The following is a 21,266-nucleotide window of genomic DNA, read 5'->3' on the forward strand; positions in this document are numbered from 1 at the left end:
CGGGGGCCGGGGCGCGCGCCGGGGCCGCCGCGGCGTCCCGTGCGGGTGTCGGTGCGGCCGCCGGTACGGCTGCCGGGCGGGCCCGTCCGCCGGAGCCGCGACCCGCGCCGCTGGTCCGGCGCCTGGGCGCCCGGCTGCTGGACACCGCCGTGCTCGCGGCGGCCGTCTCGGTGGTCGGGGTGCCGCTGGTGCGGCAGGCGGTGACGCATCTTCAGGACAAGATCGACGCGGCCCGCGAGCTGACCGGGCAGACCCGGATCTGGCTGGTGGATCCCACCGTGCTGCGGGATGCCGGACTCTTGCTGATCGCGCTGCTGGTGGTCGGATTCGTCTGCGAGGCGCTGCCCACCGCGGCCTGGGGCCGCACCCTCGGCAAGGCGATGTTCGGGCTGCGGGTGGTGGACCGGCGTTCCAAGCGGGCGCCGGCGCTGGGCCGGTCGCTGGTGCGCTGGCTCACCCAGCTGCTCTCGATGCTGCTGCTGGTCGGTGTGTTCGGCCTGCTGGGCGCGCTGACGGACCGTCCGTGGCGGCGCGGCTGGCACGACCGGGCCGGGCGCACACTGGTGGTCTCCGGGAAGGCCAGGGCCGCCAGGAGGAACTGATGTACCCCATTTGGCGCGACACACCCGGGTAGGGCACAGTCTGATGAGATATCAGATGATCTACTCGTGCTATGACCACACCCGAGCCGCCCGGCGAGCCGACTCCGCCGTCGTTCGAGAAGCCCGCCGCAGGCGGCTCACCGTCCGACCAGCCGCCGCTGTACAACCCCGACCCCGCGTCGCCGCCACCGCCGCAGTCGCCGTACGACAGCAACCCCTATGAGAACAACCCCTACGGCAACGCCCAGCCCTACTACAACCCCGACGGCGGGGAGCCCGGCGGGGCGGTGCCGGGTGCGATGCCGCCGCTGGGCGGGATCTGGATCCGGCTGGTCGCCAGGATCATCGACGGGGTCCTGCTGGCGATCGTCGCGGTGCCGCTGTCCTTCGTCGCGGCCGCCGCCAGGAACAACGAGCGGACCACGGCCACCTTCGTGGTCGAGACCGGGATCCTGCTGCTCTACTTCGTCTACGAGGGCCTGATGCTGACCCTGGCGGGCGGTCAGACCGTCGGCAAGAAGGTCATGGGCATCCGGGTGGCCATGCTCGCCGACGGCTCGCCCCCGGTCGGCAGCGCCGGGTGGATCAGGGCGGCGGTGTACTCGCTGCCGAACATCATCTGCTGCGTCTGGCAGCTGGTGAACGTCCTGTGGTGCACCTGGGACCGGCCGTACCAGCAGTGCCTGCACGACAAGGCGGCGAAGACCGTGGTGGTCAAGGCCGTGCGGACGGTCTGACCCCGGCGCCCACATGCCTGGAGCGCCCACCCCGGTACCGGGCGGGCGCTCCAGGCACGTGGCGTCGACCGGTCAGTGGCGGGCGCCCTCACGCTCGCGCGCGATCGACTCCACCGGCGGAGCGGAGGCGGGACGGCCGCCGGCCACCAGCCGGCTCCGGGCCGGCTTGGCCCCGCGCCGGGCGGGCGCGGTTATCGCCAGGGCGACGGCGATGGTGCCGAGGGTGAGCCCGAGGATCATCAGCAGGCTGATGGTGAGCAGGCTGTGGGTGCCGGAGGCGGCGAGGAGCGCTACCGTCGCGACGACCACCGCGAGCGTGCCGTAGCAGATCTGGGCCGGTGTCAGACGTGGCATGGCTGTTCCGTCCTTGGGCTTCGGGGCTGCGGGCCGGGGGGTCGACTCCGCTGAAGGGGGCCTGTCGTGCTTCCGGTTGGCCTTCCGGGCTCCATCTCGTCTGACCTCTTCGGCAGGGAGTCGGGACCGGAAAGTTGGAGCCAGGTTCATCAGCTGAAATACCCGGGCCGTTGACCCGTGACGCCCAGCCTAACCTCACCAAGGGAGGCACAGGGGGCGCATCGACTCATCGAAAGGGCGGAAGGTTACCTCTGGCACATGCCGCGGGCGCCCCCGCGCGCCCCACCCGTCGCAGTGCGCCCCTCCCCGCTCAAACGCCGCTCCCGCAGGGTCAGTTGGCGAGCACCACGGGCGTGCCGGTCAGGGTCACCCCGGCGTCCTGGAGCTGCTTGAGCGCCGTCTCGGTGGACTCCTTGCCCACCCCGGCGGTCAGGTCCAGCAGCACCCGGGTGGTGAAGCCCTCCCGGGCCGCGTCCAGGGCGGTGGCGCGGACGCAGTGGTCGGTGGCGATGCCGACCACGTCCACCTCGGTCACCCCGCGCTGCCGCAGCCAGTCGCCCAGCGACACCCCGTGCTCGTCGGCCCCCTCGAAGCCGCTGTAGGCGGCGGCGTGCGCGCCCTTGTCGAACACCGCCTCGATGGCGCCGGAGGTGACCGTGGGCGCGAAGTTGGGGTGGAAGCCGACGCCCTCGGTCCCGGCCACGCAGTGCACCGGCCAGCTGGTGGCGAAGTCGGGGGTGGCCGAGAAGTGGCTGCCCGGGTCGATGTGGTGGTCGCGGGTGGCCACCACATGGGCGTACCCGGCGGTGGACTCGGCCACCAGGTCGGTGATCGAGGCGGCGACCTCGGATCCTCCGGCGACCGGGAGGCTGCCGCCCTCGCAGAAGTCGTTCTGCACGTCGACGACGATCAGTGCGCGGTGCATGGCTCTCCTTGGAGCTGTGCCGGGAGGGTGCGGGGTGCCGGACGGTGACCGGGGTGGAGCGCGAGTCCGGTACAGAGAGAGTAGGGAGCGGCGCGCGTTCTCGCGAGAGGGGGGCACCGTCAGGCTCGCCCCGGGCTACAGAGCCGGTTCCGCCGGGATCAGGTAGTCGGTCGGGATGACCGGTTCCCCCTTGGACAACTGGGTCGCGGAGATCGGCAGTTGGGCCCGCGAGCGCAGGTGCCGCTCGCGCGCGGCGAGCAGCGGCTCGCGGCCGACCACGGTGCCGCCGGTGATCAGCGGGACTTGCAGCAGCCGGTCGGCCAGGTCGGCCGGCACCGGCCCGGTGCCGACGACCTCGGCCTCGGCCACGCCGTCCTGGTCCAGCCGGCGTGCGCCCCACTTGCGCCCCCCGCGGCTGGCCTTGCCCCCGGCGGACCGCTTGGCCACCGGCACCAGCGGCGCGTCCGGGTCGTCCGAGGCGGCCCTGGCGACCAGCTTGTAGACCATCGCGCAGGTCGGCTGCCCGCTGCCGGTGACCAGCGAGGTGCCCACCCCGTAGCCGTCCACCGGCGCGCTGCCCAGCGCCGCGATGGCGTACTCGTCCAGGTCGCTGGTGACGGTGATCCTGGTCTTCTCCGCCCCCAGCTCGTCCAACTGCCGGCGCACCCGGTGGGCCAGCATCAGCAGGTCACCGGAGTCGATCCGGACCGCGCCCAGCTCGGGGCCGGCCACCTCGATCGCGGTGCGGACCGCCTCGGCCAGGTCGTAGGTGTCGATGAGCAGGGTGGTGCCGCGGCCCATGCTGGCGATCTGGGCGGTGAAGGCGTCCCGCTCGCTGTCGTGCAGCAGGGTGAAGGCGTGCGCGCTGGTGCCGGTGGTGGGCAGGCCGTACCGGAACCCGGCCTGCAGGTCCGAGGTGGCCGAGAAGCCCGCCACGTAGGCGGCGCGGGCCGCCGACACCGCCGCCTGCTCGTGCGCCCTGCGCGCGCCCATCTCGATCAGCGGGCGGCCGCCGGCGGCCGCGGACATCCGGGAGGCGGCCGCGGCGATGGCCGAGTCGTAGTTGAGGATCGAGAGGATCACCGTCTCCAGGATCACCGCCTCGGCGAAGCTGCCCTCGACCACCATCAGCGGCGACCCGGGGAAGTAGCACTCGCCCTCGCCGTAGCCGCGGACGTCGCCGCCGAAGCGGTAGTCGGCCAGCCAGGCCAGCGTGGTGTCGTCGACGACGCCCTGGTCGGAGAGCCAGTCCAGCTGGGGGGTGTCGAAGCGGAAGGCCTCGATCGCGTCCAGCACCCGGCCGGTGCCGGCCGTCACGCCGTAGCGGCGGCCCTCGGGCAGGCGGCGGGTGAAGACCTCGAACACCGAGCGGCGCCGCGCGGCTCCGCTCTGCAGCGCGGCCTGCAGCATGGTGAGCTCGTACCGGTCGGTGAGCAGCGCGGTGGACTGCGCTGGCGCAGTCAGTTGGGCGGCGTCCATACGATGATGCTAGCGCCATCTCGTCAGTTTGACGATTTCTCAGCAGCGACCGGCCCCGGATCGCTTGTGATTCCCCCGGATGGCAGCATTGGGGGTGTCCCGAAAAGTCGTAGCAGGACCCGCGTCGCACCCCCACCCCGCTGGACGGCGCGCGGGACCGAAGAGGAGCCACATCGTGAGCGTCGCGCCGGTCGAGATCGAGCGCACCGAGTGGGACACGTCCTCGCAGGAGACGCCGTCCCCGGACACCCCCTGGGTCACCATCGTCCACAACGACCCGGTCAACCTGATGAGTTACGTCGAGTACGTCTTCCAGTCCTACTTCGGCTACCCCAAGGACAAGGCCCGCAGGCTGATGATGGACGTGCACCACAAGGGGCGCGCCTCGGTCTCCAGCGGCAGTCGCGAGGAGATGGAGCGGGACGTCCAGGCGATGCACGGCTACGGCCTCTGGGCCACGCTGCAGCACGACAGGTGACGTACGCTCAGCCCGCTCGGCATTCCTCCCCCGCTCGAACCTGCTCGAAAGGCGCCACGGACCCCTCATGGCCGGACTGTTCAAACCCGCTCGCCACGGTGGCGCGTCACTCACCCTCGACCCGGTCGAGGTGTCCATCCTGCGCAACCTCTCGGTCCAGATGCTGGAACTCCTCGGTCCGGGGGACGAACCGGCCGCCGACGAGGACCCGCTGGCCAGGCTGTTCGCCGAGGGTCCCAGCAAGGCGCCGGAGGACCCCGCCCTGGCCCGGCTGTTCCCCGACGCCTACGGGGAGGGCGAGGACGCCGCCGAGCTCTCCGCCGAGTTCCGCCGCTTCACCGAGAACGACCTGCGCGACCGCAAGCGCGAGGACGCCCTGGCCGTGGTCCGCAGCCTGGACGCGGCCGGCGCCGACCGCAAGGGCCGCAGCCAGGTCCAGCTCGACAAGGACGGCTGCGCGCACTGGCTCGGCGCGCTGAACGACTTGCGGCTCACCCTCGGCAGCCGGCTGGAGGTCAGCGACGACCCGGACGAGGCCGAGGGGATGTACCGGCTCGCCGACGACGACCCGCGCAAGCCGCTGGTGATGGCCTATCTCTGGCTCGGCGGGCTGCAGGAGACGCTGATCGAAGTGATCACGCGCTGAGGCCTGCTTATCCTGGCGCCATGCTGACCATCACCCGAGCCCTGCACGACGCGATCGTCGCCCACGCCCGCGCCGACCACCCCGACGAGGCCTGCGGCGTCGTCGCCGGCCCCGCCGGGACCGACCGGCCCGAGCGCTTCATCCCCATGCTGAACGCCGCCCGCTCGCCCACCTTCTACGAGTTCGACTCGGGTGACCTGCTCAAGCTCTACCGCGAGATGGACGACCGGGACGAGGAGCCGGTCGTCGTCTACCACTCGCACACCGCCACCGAGGCCTACCCCTCGCGCACCGACGTCTCCTACGCCTCCGAGCCCGGGGCCCACTACGTCCTGGTGTCCACGGCGGACAGCGGCAACGACGAGGGCCCGTTCCAGTTCCGCTCGTTCCGCATTGTGGACGGCGAGATCACAGAGGAAGACGTCGAGGTCGTCGAGAGCCATGCCTGAACGGGTCGCCAGCCGCCCCCGGACCGGGCCGGGGGCGCGCCCGCATCGGTCGGGTCCCGGATGATGGGATGCGACCATCCGAGGAGTGGGACGCCCATCCCTTTCCGGGGTCGGGAATCTATACGATGAGCCCATGCGTTCCCTCGATGTGAGCACACCCGCCCCAGGCATCCGCCTCGTGGCGCGGCTGCACGTCGACCTGTGCCGCCTCGCCAGCGCGATCTGTCGCCCCAGCTGAGCCCGCGCAGTACCCCCGACTCCCGCTTTCCCGGGCTGCGTCACCGCGCCCGCAGCCAGCCCCACTCCAGTCACTCCCACTCCTCAGGAGCGCAGCAGCCATGGCCATCGAGGTCCGCATCCCCACCATCCTCCGCACCTACACCGACGGCGCCAAGGCGGTCGAGGGCAACGGCGCCACCCTGGACGCGCTCTTCGCCGACCTGGACGCCCGCCACCCCGGCATCCGCGCCCGCCTGGTGGACGCCGGGCAGCTGCGCCGCTTCGTCAACGTCTACCTGAACGACGAGGACGTACGCTTCCTGGACGGGATCAACACCGCCCTGGGCGAGAACGACGCCGTCACCATCCTCCCCGCCGTGGCCGGCGGTTCCGTCTGATGAAGTACGACACCCCCCTCGAAGCCGTCGGCAACACCCCCCTCGTCGGCCTGCCCCGCCTCTCCGCGAGCATCGACGGCAACGAGGCGGGGGCCGTACGCCTCTGGGCCAAGCTGGAGGACCGCAACCCCACCGGCTCGATCAAGGACCGCCCCGCGCTGCACATGATCGAGCAGGCCGAGGCCGACGGACGGCTCACCCCGGGCTGCACCGTCCTGGAGCCGACCAGCGGCAACACCGGCATCTCGCTCGCCATGGCGGCCAAGCTCAAGGGCTACCGGATGGTCTGCGTGATGCCGGAGAACACCAGCGAGGAGCGGCGCGAGCTGCTGCGGATGTGGGGCGCCGAGGTGATCCCCTCCCCGGCCGCCGGCGGCTCCAACACCGCGGTCCGGGTCGCCAAGGAGCTCGCCGCCGAGCACCCCGACTGGGTGATGCTCTACCAGTACGGCAATCCCGACAACGCCGGCGCGCACTACGCCGGCACCGGCCCGGAGATCCTCGCCGACCTGCCCAGCGTCACCCACTTCGTGGCCGGCCTCGGCACCACCGGCACCCTGATGGGCGTCGGCCGGTTCCTGCGCGAGAAGGTCCCCGGCATCACCATCGTGGCCGCCGAGCCCCGCTACGACGACCTGGTCTACGGGCTGCGCAACCTCGACGAGGGCTTCGTCCCCGAGCTCTACGACGCGTCCGTGCTCTCCACCCGCTTCTCGGTCGGCTCGGCCGACGCCGTCCGGGGCACCCGCGACCTGCTGCAGCAGGAGGGCATCTTCGCCGGGGTCTCCACCGGCGCCATCCTGCACGCCGCCCTCGGCGTGGGCCGCAAGGCCGCGAAGGCGGGCGAGCGCGCCGACATCGTCTTCGTCGTCGCGGACGGCGGCTGGAAGTACCTCTCCACCGGCATCTACACCGCGGCCAGCACCGAGGACGCGGTCGAGGCGCTGCAGGGCCAGCTCTGGGCCTGACCGACCGGCAGGCTGACCGACCGGCGGGCGTACCGGCCCCCACCTGTGTGACACGGGTGGGGGCGTTTTATTTGTCTGTTTCCTGATCCGGAACGGTCACAGAACGTCGACAGGGAACGATCAGTGAGCTTCTGCCTCGTTGGGCCCGGAAAAGGTTGAGAACAGTTCAGCCGACCAGTTGGTGACAACGCATCAGACCTGGTCACGCGTCCAGCCGCAGGAGGTACCGGGATGAGTCCTCGTAACGGAGAGCTCTGGTCCTACACCGAGATCGCCGCCCATATCGGCGTCAAGCCGGAGACAGTGAAGTCGTACCGGCGTCACGGAATGCTGCCCGATCCCGACGTCGTCACCGTCCTCGGCCAGCCGCGCTGGTACGCCGCCACGATCAGGGCCTGGAGCGCCCGACGCCCGCACAGCCGAGACAGATAGGACACCGGAGCAGGACACCGGACCAGGACGCCGGAGGAGGACGCCGGAGGACGGCGTACACGAGTACGGGGGGAGCGCGCAGCTCCCCCCGTACTGGTGATTCCGACCACAACCGGCCCCGCGCACAGCAGCGAAGCCTTTACGCCGCCTTACCCTCGACTCTCAGTGGTGGGGGACGCTGACTTCGCGAGGAGAGGCTGAATGGAACTGACCGTGGTGGGAAGCTCGGGGAGCTTCCCGTCAGCCGACTCTCCCTGCTCCTGCTACCTGGTCGAGGCCGAGGGCTACCGGCTGGTGATCGACCTGGGCAACGGAGCGCTCGGCGCGCTGCAGAAGTACACCGGCCTCTACGACGTGGACGCCATCCTGCTCAGCCATCTGCACGCGGACCACTGCGTGGACATGTGCGCCTACTACGTGGCCAGGAACTACCGGGTCGGCGGCTGCCCCGACCCGCTCCCCGTCTACGGCCCGCACGGCACCCCCGAGCGGCTGGCCCGGGCCTACGACATGGACGAGCACCCGGGGATGAAGGAGGTCTTCGACTTCCGCACGCTGCGGAACGGCAGCTTCACCCTGGGACCCTTCACCGTCACCGCCACCCGGGTCGCGCACCCGGTCGAGGCCTACGCCTTCCGGGTCGAGCAGGGCGGCCGCGCCTTCGTCTACAGCGGCGACACCGGGCCCTGCGAGGAACTGGTCGCGCTGTCCCGGGGTGCGGACCTGCTGCTCAGCGAGGCCGCCTTCACCGACGGCAAGGAGGACATCCCGGACCTCCACCTCAACGGCCGCGAGGCCGGCGAGCACGCCGCGAGGGCCGGGGTGGGCCGGCTGGTGCTCACCCACATCCCGCCGTGGACCGACCCGGAGCGCAACCGCAGCGACGCGGCCGCGGCCTTCGGCCACCCGGTCGAACTGGCCCTGCCGGGGGCCGTGTACTCCGTATGAAGTCCTCTGAAGTTCCGTGAAGCCCGCACGGCGAAGGGCCGGTCCGCACCTGGGGGTGCGGGCCGGCCCTTCGTCCGGTTCTGCCGGGGTCACGCCTTGGTGATGTCCTCGATCTCCTCCTCGGGCTCGCGGCCCGGGGTGGCCAGGTTGAACCTGGTGATCGCGAAGCGGAACAGGACGTAGTACAGCGCCGCGAACACCAGGCCGATCGGGATGATCAGCCACGGCTTGGTGGCCAGGTTCCAGTTCAGCAGGAAGTCCAGCAGGCCGGCGGAGAAGGTGAAGCCGGCGTGCACGCCCAGCATCCAGGTCACCGCCATCGAGACACCGGTGAGCAGCGCGTGGATCCCGTAGAGGACCGGGGCGATGAACATGAAGGAGAACTCGATTGGCTCGGTCACCCCGGTGACGAACGCGGTCAGGCCGACCGAGAGCATCATGCCGGCGACGGCCTTGCGGCGCTCCGGGCGGGCGGTGTGCACGATGGCCAGCGCGGCGGCCGGGAGGCCGAACATCATGATCGGGAAGAAGCCCGACATGAACTGGCCGGCGGTCGGGTCGCCCGCGAAGAAGCGGTTCAGGTCGCCGTGGACGCCGTGGTAGGTGCCGACCTGCTGCCAGAAGAAGGTGTTGACGAACTGGTGCATGCCGATCGGCAGCAGCAGGCGGTTGACGACACCGAAGATGCCCGCGCCGAGGCCGCCGAGGCTGATCAGCCAGTTGCTGAAGTGGTCCAGGCCGGTACCGACCGGACCCCAGGTCAGACCGAAGAAGACGCCGACCAGGGTGCCGATGAAGGCCATCTGGATCGGGACCAGGCGGCGGCCGTTGAAGAAGCCGAGCCAGTCCACCAGCTTGGTGCGGTGGAACTTCTGCCACATGACGGCGCTGAGCAGGCCGATCACGATGCCGCCGAGGACGCCCGGGTCCTGCGGGCTGCCGGCCGGGTTGGCGGCGGTGACCGAGCCGGAGGCCGGGAAGGCCGTCAGCACGTTGTGGTAGACGAGGAAGCCGACGATCGCGGCGAGCGCGGTGGAGCCGTCGGCCTTCTTGGCGAAGCCGATGGCGACGCCGATGCAGAAGAGCAGCGCCATGTTCGAGAACACGCCCTGGCCGGCGGCGGCGAAGACGGCCGCGACCTTGCCCCAGTGCAGGCCCTTGTCGCCGAAGACGTCGGGCTGGCCGAGGCGCAGCAGGATGCCGGCTGCGGGGAGGACTGCGATGGGCAGCTGCAGGCTTCGGCCGACCTTCTGGAGGCCCTGGAAGAAGCCTGAGCCCCGCTTCTTTGCGGGGGCCACCGGGACGGCGGTGGTCGAGCTCATAGGGTGTTCCTTCGCGCTAAGTGGTCTACACCACTGGGTGGTGTAGACCATTTTTAGCACGCGCTTATCGCCATGTGGAGTCTCGTGTTCCAGTTGTGATGTTCGGCATCAGGGCACGTCGAAGGCCCCCGGCGGGTCGCGCCGGGGGCCTTCGGGGGAGTGCTGCGAAGGTGGGTGCTACTTGGTGACTTCCGCTTCCAGCTCGTCCGCGTCGTCCTCGCGCCCGGGGGTCTTCAGGTTGAACTTGGTGATCACGAATCTGAAGACCGTGTAGTAGATCACCGCGAACACCAGGCCGATCGGGATGATCAGCCAGGGTTTGGTGGCCAGACTCCAGTTGATGGCGTAGTCGATCAGGCCGGCCGAGAAGCTGAAGCCGTCATGGACGCCCAGGCCCCAGGTCACCGCCATGGACACACCGGTGAGGACGGCGTGGATGCCGTAGAGCACCGGGGCGATGTAGAGGAAGGAGTACTCGATCGGCTCGGTGACGCCGGTGACGAAGGAGGTCAGGCCGACGGAGATCATCAGGCCCATCACCTCCTTGCGGCGGTGCGGCTTGGCGCAGTGCGCGATCGCGATGGCGGCGGCGGGGAGCGCGAACATCATGATCGGGAAGAAGCCGGAGGTGAACTGGCCGGCCGTCGGGTCGCCCGCCAGGAAGCGGTTGATGTCACCGTGGACCACCGTGCCGTCGGGCTTGGTGTAGTCCCCGAACTGGAACCAGAAGAAGACGTTCAGGAACTGGTGCAGGCCGAAGACCAGCAGCACGCGGTTGGCCACACCGAAGATGCCGGAGCCGGTGGCCCCCAGGTCGGTGATGCTGTTGGCGAAGCTGTCCAGCCCGCGTCCGACCGGCGGCCACACCCAGAGGCAGAGCACCGCGAAGATCAGGGCGACACCGGCCATGATGATCGGCACCAGCCGGCGGCCGTTGAAGAAGCCGAGCCAGTCGACCAGCTTCACCCGGTGGAAGCGCTGCCAGAAGTAGGCCGACAGCAGGCCGATGACGATACCGCCGAAGACCCCGGGGTTCTGGTACGTCGGCTCGGTGTAGACACCGTTGGTGACGACGCCCTGGGTGGCCGGGAACTTGTGCAGCACGCCGTAGTAGACCAGGAAGCCCGCCACCGCGGCGAGAGCGGTCGAACCGTCGGCCTTCTTGGCCATGCCGATCGCGACACCGACCGCGAACAGCAGCGGCAGGCCGAGCGAACCGTCGAGGAGCGCCCCGCCCGCGCCGCCGAAGACCTTCACCACGTTCTCCGGGAAGCCCCAGCTGGTGTGGATGTCGTCCTGGCCGAGGCGGTTGAGGATGCCGGCTGCGGGGAGGACCGCGATCGGCAGCTGCAGGCTGCGCCCCATCTTCTGCAGGCCGCTGATCAGGCCCTGCCACCATGGCGCCTTGGGGGCGGCGACGTTCGCCGAGCTCATGCACTCTCCTCGTCGGGCTCGCTGTTCCACTACGGACTGACGCGGGTCCGCCCCCGACGCCCTTTTGGCGGACACCCTCGAAGTGGTGTAGACCAGTTGTGCGCGAGCTCGCCCGTAACGACAGCAGGGACGACCAAAGTCCCGTTGTCGTCATCCTCGGTGAGCAGGGTGATCTTCGCGCGCGAAGTTGGGCCAACCGTGCGTTACCGTGTCAATGCGGACCAAGAGGGCGCTCCGTGCCGGAGCTCGCCCATAGGTCGGGCACACGGCCCACGGCCGAGAACAGGAGAACAACGATGGCCACGAAGGCTGAGAAGATCGTCGCGGGGCTCGGCGGCATCGACAACATCGAAGAGGTCGAAGGCTGCATCACCCGGCTGCGCACCGAGGTCAAGGACGCCTCCCTCATCGACGAGGCCGCCCTCAAGGCCGCCGGCGCACACGGCGTCGTGAAGATGGGCACCGCGATCCAGGTCGTCATCGGCACCGACGCCGACCCGATCGCAGCCGACATCGAGGACATGATGGAGTAACGCTCCGTCATCCGGGCCCTACCGGGCCCACCTGGACTGCCCTCGCGAGGGGCACAGCCGGCGGCCCGCGCCGCCCGTCCGTCCGACCGCACGACCGGTCGGACCGGAGGGGGCGCGGGCCGTCGGCGTCTGCTTGGTCTTCCGGCCACAGCAGCGGATAGGGTCGGAACCATGACACGCAACGACGGCCGCAGCCTCGACCAGCTCCGCCCCATCACCATCGAGCGGGGCTGGAGCAAGCACGCCGAGGGCTCGGTCCTGGTCTCGTTCGGGGACACCCGGGTGCTCTGCACCGCCAGCGTCACCGAGGGCGTCCCGCGCTGGCGCCGCGGCAGCGGCGAGGGCTGGGTCACCGGCGAGTACGCGATGCTGCCCCGCGCCACCAACACCCGCAACGACCGCGAGTCCGTCCGCGGCAAGATCGGCGGACGCACCCATGAGATCAGCCGCCTGATCGGCCGTTCGCTGCGCGGCGTGGTCGACACCCGTGCTCTGTCCGAGAACACCATCGCCATCGACTGCGACGTCCTCCAGGCCGACGGCGGGACCCGGACGGCCGCCATCACCGGCGCCTACGTGGCCCTGGTCGACGCGGTGCGCTGGGCCCAGGAGAAGAAGATCACCCGGGCCAAGGCCGAGCCGATCGTCGGATCGGTGAGCGCGGTCAGCGTCGGAATCGTGGGCGGGCTGCCCATGCTCGACCTCAACTACGAGGAGGACGTGCGCGCCGAGACGGACATGAACATCGTCTGCACCGGCGACGGCAAGTTCGTCGAGGTCCAGGGCACGGCGGAGGGCGCACCGTTCGACCGCGACCTGCTGAACCAGCTGCTGGACCTGGGACAGCTGGGCTGCGCCGAGCTGGACGAGATCCAGCGCAAGGTCCTGGAGGGGTGAGCGGCATGACTGACCGTCTGATCCTCGCCACCCGCAACGCGGGCAAGGTGGTTGAACTCCGGACCATCCTCGGTGACGCCGGGCTGGGCGTCGAGCTGGTGGGCGCAGACGCCTACCCGGAGATCCCCGACGTCGTCGAGACCGGGGTCACCTTCGCCGAGAACGCCCTGCTCAAGGCGCATGCGCTGGCGCAGGCCACCGGGTTTCCGGCGGTGGCTGACGATTCCGGCCTCTGCGTGGACGTGCTCGGCGGCGCCCCTGGCATCTTCTCGGCCCGCTGGGCCGGCCGGCACGGCGACGACAAGGCCAACCTCGATCTGCTGCTCGCCCAGCTCGGCGACATCGCCGCCCCCCACCGCGCCGCCCACTTCGCCTGCGCCGCGGCACTCGCCCTCCCGGACGGCACCGAACGCGTCGTCATGGGCCGCCTGCGGGGCACCCTCCGGTTCGAGCCGGTGGGGACGAACGGCTTCGGCTACGACCCGATCCTGCAGCCGGACGGGTACGAGGTCACCTGCGCGGAGCTGTCGCCGGAGGAGAAGAACGCGATCAGTCATCGTGGCGAGGCCTTCCGCGGGCTCGTCCCGGTGGTGCGGGAACTGGTGACGGCGGGCTGACGGTCCGGGTCATTCCGCCTGGCCCGCCCCCGCCGACGGTGTTGGATGGCCGGATGGATGAGCAGATCGTGAACCGGCTGCACGAGGCGGTGCGGCGGACGGCGGAACTTACCAGCGGACGGGTGGCCAGCGGGCGGGGCCACGACGAGGCCGATGACTCCGTCGGCACCATCGGCACCGACGACGCTTGCGGCTTCGACCCGTTTCCGCTGCTGCGGTCGCTGCACCGGGCCGGAGCCCGGGCGGTGGTGATCGGTCAGGTTGCCGGGATCCTGCACGGCTCGAACGAGCTGACGGGCGATCTGGACCTGCTCTGGAGCGGGGATCCGGCCCAGGCCGGACCGCTGGTGGCAGCCCTCTCGGCGGTGGGCGGCTCTCTGAGCGACGACGACGGCGCGCCGATCGCCCTGGAGCCGGGCGCCTTCCTGTGCCCCAAGGTCCAGTTCTCCTCGCCGGGCGCCAGCGGTGACTGCTGCACGCCGGCACTGCCCTGGGGCACACTCACCGTCGCCGACTACCTGGACCGCGCCCTGACCGCCACCGACCGCGACGGCTCCGAGATCCACTACCTCCGCCGCGAGGACCTGATCAGCATGCGCAGAGCAGTCGGCCGCCCCAAGGACCTCCGCCGAGCAGCCGAACTCGAAGCCCTCTGAGGGCCGCCTGCTCGTGAAGGCGGGCGGCCCCTTGGACAGTGCGCTCGGTGGGATTCGAACCCACAACCCCGGCCACCTAAAGACCGTCTCTCTTGCCAATTGGAGTACGAGCGCATTGTGTGACTACCGCGTCTCGCCACTGCGGTAGCTGCCTAGATTATGGCATCCGGTCGGTCACTCGATCACCAGGATCCGCCGGTTGCGGCCGCGATAGGTGGGCGTCTGGCTGTGGCAGCAGGGGCACAGGTAGCGCAGATTCTCGGCTCGGCTGTCGAGCCAATTCCCGTCGATGTGGTCGATCTCCAGGACCAGAGGCTTCCCGTTCCAGATCTGCCCGACTCCGCAGTCGCTGCAGAGGTATGACCTGCCGATCTCGTCCAAGGCGCGCCGCAGGCGCGTGTTGGAGACGCGAGTGGAGCCGGGTGGGTATTCGATCAGGATCTCTGCTGCTGAGCGGCGCTGGGGAGAGGGGAGATTCTTGAGGTGCCCCTGGCCGGTGAAGTGGGACGTATCCAGGTTGTGCACCTCGATGCTGTGCATGGTCAGGCTGCGGGATGCGCCACCGTAGTTGAGATCCAACAGGCGGATCACGCCGGTGATGCTCCGGGAGTCCGCGACGGCCGGCTCCAGTACCTGCCGGGGGATGAGTCCCCCGAACTTGCGTACCGGCGAACGACCGGTTGCCGTTGCCGCGGCGAAGTGCGACGTGTCGATGCCGAAGTGGGCCAGTCGGCTGGTCAGATACGAGTAGGCGCTGTTGTAGGGCGCGATGCCCAGATACCGCATGACGTCGCCCACACTCCGGGAATGCACTGCTGCTTCGGCCAGTGCTTCTCTCGTGTACGTACGGCGCGCCTGCGTGGGCCTATTGAGATCGGTGAAGTGTGACGTGTCGATGCCGTAGTGCCTGAGCCGTCTGCTCAGGTAGCTGTGAGTGCCGCCGGCCAAGGGCACATCGAGGCGGCGCATCATCTCGGTGATGCTCTTCGATGCGGCGGCAACCTCGGTGAGCAGGTCCTGGGTGTACTTCAGGGTCGGCATCTGGATCTCCTCCAGGCGGCCGACGAAGCGTCGCGGACCGGAGGGCGTGCACGAGCATCCACCTGGCCGGGTCGCGGGGGCGTCGTCTGCCGAGTGGGCGGTGCTTTGGGTTCGTATGGGTCAACGAGGGGGGAACGGGTGGGTTACGCCGTTCGAGGTGTGAGGTGGATCACATGCCATGGGAGGTGTGGGTGGCGTGAGCATGGTTGTGGTTGAGACCAATAGGACTAGGCCACTTTGGAGGACTGGGGCCCTGAGCTGGCCATCTGTTGAACCTTAAGGGAACTTAAGTGATGTGTTGCTGAATGGGGTCTTGACGGGCGGGGATGGTCCAGGCCAATTTATCCGTCAACAACGGTGGTTACCCGGGAGTCGTGTGGGGGTCTCGGATCCGACTGCCGCAGCAGGTCCGCAGGTGTCAGTCACGGATGGTTCATGTTGCGGAGGCAGAGATGGTCGGTAGGCCCACACAGACGGGGGCCCGGCGGGTACTGGTGGCGGCGTGTTGCGGCGCGCTGCTGGCGGCCGGCGGCTTGCTCACCGTCGGCGGGAGTGCCCAGGCGAGTACGGCACAGTTGCTGGTCAACCCCGGGTTCGAGAGCGGGAGCCTGAGCGGTTGGACCTGTTCGACGGCGGACAAGGTGGTGACGAGCCCGGTTGCGGCGGGCTCGTACGCGCTGTCCGGTACGCCGGCCGGGTCGGACTTCGCGCAGTGCGCGCAGACGGTCACGGTCGCGCCCAACTCGACGTACACGCTGAGCGGGCAGGTGGAGGGGAGCTACGTCTACCTCGGGGCCACCGGCACGGGCGTGACCGCGAGCAACTGGACTCCCAGCGCCACGAGTTGGCAGACGCTGTCGACGACGTTCACCACCGGTGCCAGCACCACCTCGGTGCAGGTGTACGTGCACGGGTGGTACGGGCAGGCGGCCTTCGGGGCCGACGAGCTCTCCTTGAGCGGGCCGCCGGCCGGGGGGACGACCTCCACGCCCACGGCGACGGCCAGTTCCAGCCCCACAGCGAGCGCCAGCCCGACGGCCAGCGCCAGCCCCACCGCCAGCGCGAGCCCCACCGCGACGGCGACCACGCCGCCCGCCGACACCGGGTTCCGGCACCCGGTCTACATGATGCCGCTGGACAACAGCCCGCAGTCGATCTCCGACGTGATCACCAACTCCGGTGAGAACGAGTTCCTGTTCGCCTTCGTGCTGGACTCCGGCGGCTGCACCCCCGCTTGGGACGGCAGCGCCTCCTCCACCGTCGCCTCCGACACCGCCGTGCTGGCGGACGTGAACGCCGCCCGCGCGGCCGGCGGCGATGTCGCGGTGTCCTTCGGCGGCTACAACGGTACCGAGCTGGGCACCAGCTGCGGCAGCTCGTCCGCGCTGGCCGCGGCGTACCAGCAGGTGATCAACAAGTACAAGCTCACCCGGATCGACCTGGACTGGGAGAACGGCAGCCTGGACGCCAACATGGCGGTCCGCTGGGGCGCCATCAAGCAGCTCGAGGCGGCCAACCCCAGCCTGAAGGTGACGCTGACGATCCCGATGACCACCATCGGGCTCCCGGACACCGGCCGGGACGAGATCCAGCAGGCGATCAACGACGGGGCCCGGATCGACCGGGTCAACATCATGGACTTCGACTTCGGACTGAGCGCCGGCACCGAGACCGCCGCCGCCGAGACCGTGGCCAACGACGTGGTCGCGCAGCTGGAGAAGCTCTACGGCTGGGACGCCGCCACCGCCTGGGCGCACCTCAGCGTGCAGCTGATGAACGGTCACACCGACCAGCCCAGCGAGCTGTTCACCCAGTCGACCTTCACCGACCTGCTCGGCTTCGTGCAGGCCAACCACGCAGCGGCGTTCTCCTACTGGGACGTCAACCGGGACCGCGCCTGCGACCCGAGCGTGGTGCACAACTGGGCCGACGGGGCGTGCAGCAGCGTGACCCAGAACGCCTACGACTTCACGAAGATCCTCACCCAGTTCAACGGCTGAGAAGCGGTTCGACGGCTGACTCCACGTCAGCCGTCCGTCCGTCAGCCCCCATGTTCCACCCGCGCCGGGCCGCGTCATGCACCCCCACAACGCTCTGCGCATGTCGTGCTCACAGTCCGGCGCGGGTGTTTCCCCCACAACCCATCTCCTCCAGGAGCCCTTTCATGCCAGAACGCGTCCCGTCCACCCCCCGCGCCGGAAGGCGAGGGATGAGGCGCGGCACCGCGCTCGCCACTGCGACGGTGCTGATAGCCGGTTCCGCCGCGCTCGCCACGACCGTCACCGGGGCCAGTGCCGCATCCACCAATCTGCTGACCAACGGCGACTTCGAGACCGGCAGCCTCAGCGGCTGGACCTGCTCGCTGGGCAGCGTGGTGACCTCGCCGGTGCACGCCGGCTCGTACTCGCTGCTCGGTGCGGCGTCCAGCTCGGACGACGCGCAGTGCACGCAGACCGTGACGGTGCTCCCCAACACCACGTACAGCCTGTCCGGCTACGTCGAGGGTGCCTACGTCTACCTCGGTGCCACCGGCACCGGCGTGACCGCAAGCAACTGGACGCCGAGCGCGACCAGTTGGCAGCAGCTGTCGACCTCGTTCACCACCGGCTCGGCGACCACCTCGGTGCAGGTGTACGTGCACGGCTGGTACGGGCAGGGCTCGTACCACGCCGACGACGTGACGCTGACCGGCCCGGGCGGGACCAGCACCAGCAGCCCCTCGGCCAGTGCGTCGGCCAGTGCTTCGGCTTCCGCCTCGGCGTCCGCCAGTGCCTCCTCCTCGCCATCGGCGAGCGCCAGCCCGAGTGCCAGCGCGAGCGCCTCCGCGTCCGCCTCGGCCAGCGCCTCGGCGTCGCCGAGCAGCACCGCCACCACCGGCACCGGCAGCGGTCCGACCGGCGACGGCCTGGTGAGCACCCCGACCGGGGTCACCGCGAAGGTCACCAACACCGCGGTGACCCTCTCCTGGGCGGCGTCCACGGACAACTCCCAGACCGGGGACACCCCCGGCTACTACGTCTACTCGGGTTCCAACCTGGTGGCGACCTCGATGGGCACCTCGGTGACCGTCAGCTCGCTGCTGCCGAACACCGCCTACTCCTTCACCGTCCAGGGCTACGACAAGGACGGCCACTCCTCGGCGCAGTCCGGTGCGGTCTCGGCGACCACGGCCGGCGCGGCGACGGGTGCGATGAAGTCGGCGTACTTCGACCAGTGGTCGATCTACGGCAACGCCTACTACCCGAAGAACGTGGGGACCTCGGGCGCGGCGGCGAACACCAAGGTGATCACCTACGCGTTCGAGAACATCGACCCCACCGCGCACACCTGCTTCGAGGCGGTCAAGGCCAGCGACTCCACCAACGAGTCCGACGCCAGCGCGGGTGACGGTGCGGGCGACGCCTTCGCCGACTACCAGAAGTCCTACACCAGCGACATCAGCGTCGACGGTTCGTCGGACACCTGGTCGCAGCCGATCAAGGGCAACTTCAACCAGCTGCGGGAACTGAAGGCGAAGTACCCCAACCTGCGGTTCACCCTCTCCATCGGCGGCTGGACCTACTCCAAGTACTTCTCGGACGCGGCGGCCACCGACGCCTCCAGGAAGGCCTTCGTCTCCTCCTGCATCAACATGTTCATCAAGGGCAACCTGCCGACCGGTGTCTCCGGTGACGCCTCCGGCGGCACCGCCGCCATCGCGGGGCTGTTCGACGGCATCGACATCGACTGGGAGTACCCGGCCTCGGCCGGCGGCCACACCGGCAACCACACCTCGGCCGCCGACACCGCCAACTACACGGCGCTGCTGGCCGAGTTCCGCAGCGAGCTGGACGCCTACGGCGCGAGCATCGGCAAGCACTACCTGCTGACCGCGGCGCTGCCCAGCGGCCAGGACAAGATCGCGCTGATCCAGCCCGCGCAGATCGCCCAGTCCCTGGACTACGGCAACATCATGAGCTACGACATGCACGGTGCCTGGGAGTCGACCGGTCCGACCAACTTCCAGGACCCGATCCACGACACCTCCGCCGACCCGAGTGCGGTGATCGCGCCCGGGACCGAGAAGTACAACATCGACAACACCATCAAGGCCTACACCACCGGTTCCTCGGCGTACGGGATCACCGGCGGCTTCCCGGCGAGCAAGCTGGTGCTGGGCGTGCCGTTCTACTTCCGCGGCTGGACCGGGGTGCCGGCCGGCAGCAACTACGGCCTCTACCAGTCGGCGACCGGGGCCAGCCCGGCGCAGACCTACACCCAGCAGGCGGGCATCGCGGACTGGAAGGAGCTGGTGGCCAAGGGTGTGACCACCGGCAGCACCGTCCACTGGGACGCGACCACGCAGAGCTCCTGGATCTACGACGGCACCAACTTCTACACCGGCGACACCCCGCAGGCGATCACCGCGCGCGGCGCCTACGCCACGTCGAAGGGGCTGGGCGGCATCTTCGCCTTCTCCTTCGAGGGTGACGACGCCAGCGGCTCGCTGATCAACACGATGAACAGCTCCATGCAGTAGCCGAGCGGTTCGGCGCAGGGAGGGGCGGTGCACCCGGACGGGTGTGCCGCCCCTCGCCGTGTCCGGGGGCCCGAGTCGACCGGAGTGTCAGCCGATCTTGAGGTCGCGGATCAGCTTGGCGACGTGCCCGGTGGCCTTGACGTTGTAGAAGGCGTGCTCGACCTTGCCGGCCTCGTCCACGACGAAGGTGGAGCGGATCACGCCGGTGACGGTCTTCCCGTACATGGTCTTCTCGCCGAAGGCCCCGTACGCCTTCAGTACCTCCTTCTCGGGGTCCGCCACCAGGGTGACCTTGAGGTGCTCCTTCTCGCGGAACTTGCCGAGCTTCTCGGGCTTGTCCGGGGAGACGCCGATCACGTCGTAGCCGGCGCTCGCGAGCAGGTCCAGGTTGTCGGTGAAGTCGCAGGCCTGCTTGGTGCAGCCGGGGGTGAGCGCGGCCGGGTAGAAGTAGACGACGACCTTGCGGCCGAGGTGGTCGGCCAGGGAGACCGGCTTGCCGTCGGCGTCCGGGAGGGTGAAGGCCGGGGCGGTGTCGCCGGCCTGCAGCTTGGTCTGCTGGTCCGTCATGGGTGCTCCTGCTGGTGCGTGACTCTTACGGGGGCGGGGAAGGTCGTGCCCAGAAGAACGTACCGCCCGGGTGCGACAGTGCGGCGGGAGACCGGGGTGCCGCTGCGCGCGGCGTGACGGGACCTGCCAAACTGTCCGTCAGGTGCACAGGTGGAGCGGGTAGCGGAGGAAGGTGGACTCGTGGGCGAGGTCGTCGGCACGAGGGGCAAGGACAGCGGCCCGGACGGGCGTTCCGCCGCGCAGATCGAGGCGGACATCATCCGGACCCGGAAGCAGCTGGCGGCGACGCTGGACGAGCTGGCCGTGGCGGTGCACCCGTCCACGATCGTGGGCAAGGCCAAGGCCGACGCCAAGGCGGTCGTGGACCGCACGGTGGGGCAGGCCTTCGTGGCGGCCAACCGGGGCGTCGAGCAGGTGCGGGCCCAGTTCGTGGACGAGAAGGGCAATCCGCGCAAGGAGCGGATCGTGCCGGTGGCGGCCGTCGCCGGGGCGGTCGTGGTGGGGCTGGTCCTGCTGCGCCGCCGCAAGTAGTTCCGGAGTCGACGGCCCCCGCGAGGGGGTGGCGCGGGGGAGTGGCGCGGGGTCGTCCGGTGGGGGTGGCGCCGCCGGTCCGACGGGGTGCGCCCGCGGGTCGGCCGCCGTCGGCGCGGCGGTGTACGGTCCTGGGGTGAGTGAATCGTCTGCCCCCGCGTCCGAATCCTTCGGAGAGAAGCTGCCCATCCGGATGCTGCACGACCGGGTGCTGGTCCGCACGGACGGCCCCGAGGGCGATCGCCGCTCCACTGGCGGCATCCTGATCCCGGCGACCGCCGAGCTGAGCAAGCGGTGCGCCTGGGCGAAGGTCGTCGCAATCGGTCAGAACGTGCGTTCGATCGAGCCCGGTGACCGGGTGCTCTACGACCCCGAGGACCGCTCCGAGGTCGAGGTCAGGGGCGAACTCTACGTCCTCCTACGGGAGCGCGACGTACACGCGGTGGCAGCCGAGCGGGTGGGCGACGCGACCGGCTCCACCGGGCTCTACCTCTGACGGTCCATGACGAGGAGG

Annotated in this window: 25 protein-coding genes and 1 tRNA gene; 18 read left to right on the plus strand and 8 right to left on the minus strand. The window is 70.0% G+C overall.

The genetic code is table 11. From position 1 onward, the window contains the following. The coding region (locus ABUW04_RS37615; protein ID WP_380568808.1) for an RDD family protein at window positions 1-602 on the plus strand (602 nt) is incomplete at its 5' end. 71 nt (window positions 603-673) lie between these two features. Further along, the gene (locus ABUW04_RS37620) at window positions 674-1,339 is read left to right on the plus strand and encodes an RDD family protein (RefSeq protein WP_037596930.1); all 666 of its coding nucleotides are present in this window, start codon (window positions 674-676) and stop codon (window positions 1,337-1,339) included. 72 nt (window positions 1,340-1,411) lie between these two features. On the opposite strand, the gene ABUW04_RS37625 is transcribed toward ABUW04_RS37620, so the two are convergent. The 3 genes from ABUW04_RS37625 to ABUW04_RS37635 form a co-directional block, all read right to left on the minus strand. Continuing rightward, window positions 1,412-1,693, minus strand: coding sequence for a hypothetical protein (locus ABUW04_RS37625; protein ID WP_037596928.1), 282 nt, complete (start codon window positions 1,691-1,693; stop codon window positions 1,412-1,414). 331 nt (window positions 1,694-2,024) lie between these two features. Then, window positions 2,025-2,618: a nicotinamidase gene (locus ABUW04_RS37630; RefSeq protein ID WP_030260518.1), complete on the minus strand. Its 594-nt coding sequence runs from the start codon at window positions 2,616-2,618 to the stop codon at window positions 2,025-2,027. Window positions 2,619-2,753: 135 nt separating this feature from the next. Further along, the gene (locus ABUW04_RS37635; RefSeq protein WP_380568809.1) at window positions 2,754-4,097 is read right to left on the minus strand and encodes a nicotinate phosphoribosyltransferase; all 1,344 of its coding nucleotides are present in this window, start codon (window positions 4,095-4,097) and stop codon (window positions 2,754-2,756) included. Window positions 4,098-4,272: 175 nt separating this feature from the next. Between ABUW04_RS37635 and clpS the strand changes: the two genes are divergently transcribed. The 8 genes from clpS to ABUW04_RS37675 all read left to right on the plus strand — a co-directional run bounded on the left by clpS (window position 4,273) and on the right by ABUW04_RS37675 (window position 8,635). Further along, window positions 4,273-4,575, plus strand: coding sequence for an ATP-dependent Clp protease adapter ClpS (gene clpS / locus ABUW04_RS37640; RefSeq protein ID WP_030260512.1), 303 nt, complete (start codon window positions 4,273-4,275; stop codon window positions 4,573-4,575). Between the two features lie 67 nt (window positions 4,576-4,642). Beyond that, window positions 4,643-5,221, plus strand: coding sequence for a DUF2017 domain-containing protein (locus ABUW04_RS37645; RefSeq protein ID WP_030260509.1), 579 nt, complete (start codon window positions 4,643-4,645; stop codon window positions 5,219-5,221). Between the two features lie 20 nt (window positions 5,222-5,241). After that, window positions 5,242-5,670, plus strand: coding sequence for a Mov34/MPN/PAD-1 family protein (locus ABUW04_RS37650; protein WP_030260506.1), 429 nt, complete (start codon window positions 5,242-5,244; stop codon window positions 5,668-5,670). 133 nt (window positions 5,671-5,803) lie between these two features. After that, window positions 5,804-5,908, plus strand: a complete 105-nt coding sequence (locus ABUW04_RS37655) for a putative leader peptide (RefSeq protein ID WP_332262562.1) — start codon at window positions 5,804-5,806, stop codon at window positions 5,906-5,908. A 100-nt stretch (window positions 5,909-6,008) separates the two neighbouring features. After that, entirely contained in the window at window positions 6,009-6,287 is a 279-nt protein-coding gene (locus ABUW04_RS37660; RefSeq protein ID WP_030260503.1) for a MoaD/ThiS family protein, read from the plus strand. Further along, window positions 6,287-7,255, plus strand: coding sequence for a PLP-dependent cysteine synthase family protein (locus ABUW04_RS37665; RefSeq protein ID WP_030260501.1), 969 nt, complete (start codon window positions 6,287-6,289; stop codon window positions 7,253-7,255). The genes ABUW04_RS37660 and ABUW04_RS37665 overlap by 1 nt, the downstream gene beginning before the upstream one ends. A gap of 231 nt (window positions 7,256-7,486) precedes the next feature. Next, on the plus strand, window positions 7,487-7,687 hold the full coding sequence (locus ABUW04_RS37670) for a MarR family transcriptional regulator (protein ID WP_030260499.1): 201 nt from the start codon (window positions 7,487-7,489) through the stop codon (window positions 7,685-7,687). Between the two features lie 201 nt (window positions 7,688-7,888). After that, window positions 7,889-8,635 carry an MBL fold metallo-hydrolase gene (locus ABUW04_RS37675; RefSeq protein ID WP_380568811.1) on the plus strand — a complete coding sequence of 249 codons (747 nt, stop codon included), beginning with the start codon at window positions 7,889-7,891 and terminating at the stop codon, window positions 8,633-8,635. Window positions 8,636-8,724: 89 nt separating this feature from the next. Here ABUW04_RS37675 and ABUW04_RS37680 read toward each other — a convergent pair whose 3' ends face one another. Beyond that, on the minus strand, window positions 8,725-9,957 hold the full coding sequence (locus ABUW04_RS37680) for a PTS transporter subunit EIIC (RefSeq protein WP_030260494.1): 1,233 nt from the start codon (window positions 9,955-9,957) through the stop codon (window positions 8,725-8,727). Between the two features lie 177 nt (window positions 9,958-10,134). Continuing rightward, window positions 10,135-11,391 (minus strand): PTS transporter subunit EIIC, encoded by a 1,257-nt coding sequence (locus ABUW04_RS37685; RefSeq protein WP_030260491.1) that lies wholly within the window; start codon window positions 11,389-11,391, stop codon window positions 10,135-10,137. Window positions 11,392-11,687: 296 nt separating this feature from the next. Here ABUW04_RS37685 and ABUW04_RS37690 point away from each other — a divergent pair, with 296 nt between their 5' ends. The 4 genes from ABUW04_RS37690 to ABUW04_RS37705 all read left to right on the plus strand — a co-directional run bounded on the left by ABUW04_RS37690 (window position 11,688) and on the right by ABUW04_RS37705 (window position 14,094). After that, window positions 11,688-11,924: a glucose PTS transporter subunit EIIB gene (locus ABUW04_RS37690; protein ID WP_030260490.1), complete on the plus strand. Its 237-nt coding sequence runs from the start codon at window positions 11,688-11,690 to the stop codon at window positions 11,922-11,924. Window positions 11,925-12,095: 171 nt separating this feature from the next. Further along, window positions 12,096-12,821: a ribonuclease PH gene (rph, locus tag ABUW04_RS37695; protein ID WP_030260485.1), complete on the plus strand. Its 726-nt coding sequence runs from the start codon at window positions 12,096-12,098 to the stop codon at window positions 12,819-12,821. A 5-nt stretch (window positions 12,822-12,826) separates the two neighbouring features. Beyond that, a complete protein-coding gene (rdgB, locus tag ABUW04_RS37700) occupies window positions 12,827-13,438 on the plus strand; it encodes an RdgB/HAM1 family non-canonical purine NTP pyrophosphatase (RefSeq protein ID WP_380568812.1) in 612 nt (203 codons plus the stop codon). Between the two features lie 53 nt (window positions 13,439-13,491). Beyond that, entirely contained in the window at window positions 13,492-14,094 is a 603-nt protein-coding gene (locus ABUW04_RS37705) for a hypothetical protein (RefSeq protein ID WP_380568813.1), read from the plus strand. Window positions 14,095-14,133: 39 nt separating this feature from the next. Here ABUW04_RS37705 and ABUW04_RS37710 read toward each other — a convergent pair. Next, a tRNA-Leu gene (locus ABUW04_RS37710) sits at window positions 14,134-14,208 on the minus strand. A gap of 60 nt (window positions 14,209-14,268) precedes the next feature. Next, on the minus strand, window positions 14,269-15,135 hold the full coding sequence (locus tag ABUW04_RS37715; RefSeq protein ID WP_380568814.1) for an HNH endonuclease signature motif containing protein: 867 nt from the start codon (window positions 15,133-15,135) through the stop codon (window positions 14,269-14,271). A gap of 452 nt (window positions 15,136-15,587) precedes the next feature. On the opposite strand from ABUW04_RS37715, the gene ABUW04_RS37720 reads away from it, so the two are divergent. Together ABUW04_RS37720 and ABUW04_RS37725 are read left to right on the plus strand one after the other, a co-directional pair. After that, a complete protein-coding gene (locus tag ABUW04_RS37720; protein WP_380568815.1) occupies window positions 15,588-17,135 on the plus strand; it encodes a carbohydrate binding domain-containing protein in 1,548 nt (515 codons plus the stop codon). A gap of 209 nt (window positions 17,136-17,344) precedes the next feature. Then, window positions 17,345-19,654, plus strand: a complete 2,310-nt coding sequence (locus ABUW04_RS37725; protein ID WP_380568816.1) for a glycosyl hydrolase family 18 protein — start codon at window positions 17,345-17,347, stop codon at window positions 19,652-19,654. An 87-nt stretch (window positions 19,655-19,741) separates the two neighbouring features. On the opposite strand, the gene bcp is transcribed toward ABUW04_RS37725, so the two are convergent. Further along, entirely contained in the window at window positions 19,742-20,221 is a 480-nt protein-coding gene (gene bcp, locus ABUW04_RS37730) for a thioredoxin-dependent thiol peroxidase (RefSeq protein WP_030260472.1), read from the minus strand. 180 nt (window positions 20,222-20,401) lie between these two features. Here bcp and ABUW04_RS37735 point away from each other — a divergent pair, with 180 nt between their 5' ends. Together ABUW04_RS37735 and ABUW04_RS37740 are read left to right on the plus strand one after the other, a co-directional pair. Further along, window positions 20,402-20,752 (plus strand): DUF3618 domain-containing protein, encoded by a 351-nt coding sequence (locus ABUW04_RS37735; protein ID WP_051726101.1) that lies wholly within the window; start codon window positions 20,402-20,404, stop codon window positions 20,750-20,752. 193 nt (window positions 20,753-20,945) lie between these two features. Further along, window positions 20,946-21,248 carry a GroES family chaperonin gene (locus ABUW04_RS37740; protein WP_084715071.1) on the plus strand — a complete coding sequence of 101 codons (303 nt, stop codon included), beginning with the start codon at window positions 20,946-20,948 and terminating at the stop codon, window positions 21,246-21,248. Window positions 21,249-21,266: the final 18 nt, after the last annotated feature.

Origin of the sequence: Streptacidiphilus jeojiensis, assembly GCF_042510965.1 — a bacterium.
GTDB classification, from domain to species: Bacteria; Actinomycetota; Actinomycetes; order Streptomycetales; family Streptomycetaceae; genus Streptacidiphilus; species Streptacidiphilus jeojiensis.

Coding starts and splice junctions, on each gene's coding strand:
- ABUW04_RS37665 (WP_030260501.1), top strand. CDS start 6,287: ATGAAGTACGACACCCCCCTCGAAGCCGTCGGCAACACCCCCCTCGTC.
- rdgB (WP_380568812.1), top strand. CDS start 12,827: ATGACTGACCGTCTGATCCTCGCCACCCGCAACGCGGGCAAGGTGGTT.
- ABUW04_RS37685 (WP_030260491.1), bottom strand. CDS start 11,391: ATGAGCTCGGCGAACGTCGCCGCCCCCAAGGCGCCATGGTGGCAGGGC.
- ABUW04_RS37650 (WP_030260506.1), top strand. CDS start 5,242: ATGCTGACCATCACCCGAGCCCTGCACGACGCGATCGTCGCCCACGCC.
- ABUW04_RS37635 (WP_380568809.1), bottom strand. CDS start 4,097: ATGGACGCCGCCCAACTGACTGCGCCAGCGCAGTCCACCGCGCTGCTC.
- bcp (WP_030260472.1), bottom strand. CDS start 20,221: ATGACGGACCAGCAGACCAAGCTGCAGGCCGGCGACACCGCCCCGGCC.
- ABUW04_RS37630 (WP_030260518.1), bottom strand. CDS start 2,618: ATGCACCGCGCACTGATCGTCGTCGACGTGCAGAACGACTTCTGCGAG.
- ABUW04_RS37740 (WP_084715071.1), top strand. CDS start 20,946: ATGCTGCACGACCGGGTGCTGGTCCGCACGGACGGCCCCGAGGGCGAT.
- ABUW04_RS37655 (WP_332262562.1), top strand. CDS start 5,804: ATGCGTTCCCTCGATGTGAGCACACCCGCCCCAGGCATCCGCCTCGTG.
- rph (WP_030260485.1), top strand. CDS start 12,096: ATGACACGCAACGACGGCCGCAGCCTCGACCAGCTCCGCCCCATCACC.
- ABUW04_RS37690 (WP_030260490.1), top strand. CDS start 11,688: ATGGCCACGAAGGCTGAGAAGATCGTCGCGGGGCTCGGCGGCATCGAC.
- ABUW04_RS37720 (WP_380568815.1), top strand. CDS start 15,588: ATGGTCGGTAGGCCCACACAGACGGGGGCCCGGCGGGTACTGGTGGCG.
- ABUW04_RS37680 (WP_030260494.1), bottom strand. CDS start 9,957: ATGAGCTCGACCACCGCCGTCCCGGTGGCCCCCGCAAAGAAGCGGGGC.
- ABUW04_RS37620 (WP_037596930.1), top strand. CDS start 674: ATGACCACACCCGAGCCGCCCGGCGAGCCGACTCCGCCGTCGTTCGAG.
- ABUW04_RS37715 (WP_380568814.1), bottom strand. CDS start 15,135: ATGCCGACCCTGAAGTACACCCAGGACCTGCTCACCGAGGTTGCCGCC.
- ABUW04_RS37705 (WP_380568813.1), top strand. CDS start 13,492: ATGGATGAGCAGATCGTGAACCGGCTGCACGAGGCGGTGCGGCGGACG.
- ABUW04_RS37675 (WP_380568811.1), top strand. CDS start 7,889: ATGGAACTGACCGTGGTGGGAAGCTCGGGGAGCTTCCCGTCAGCCGAC.
- ABUW04_RS37625 (WP_037596928.1), bottom strand. CDS start 1,693: ATGCCACGTCTGACACCGGCCCAGATCTGCTACGGCACGCTCGCGGTG.
- ABUW04_RS37660 (WP_030260503.1), top strand. CDS start 6,009: ATGGCCATCGAGGTCCGCATCCCCACCATCCTCCGCACCTACACCGAC.
- ABUW04_RS37670 (WP_030260499.1), top strand. CDS start 7,487: ATGAGTCCTCGTAACGGAGAGCTCTGGTCCTACACCGAGATCGCCGCC.
- ABUW04_RS37645 (WP_030260509.1), top strand. CDS start 4,643: ATGGCCGGACTGTTCAAACCCGCTCGCCACGGTGGCGCGTCACTCACC.
- ABUW04_RS37725 (WP_380568816.1), top strand. CDS start 17,345: ATGAGGCGCGGCACCGCGCTCGCCACTGCGACGGTGCTGATAGCCGGT.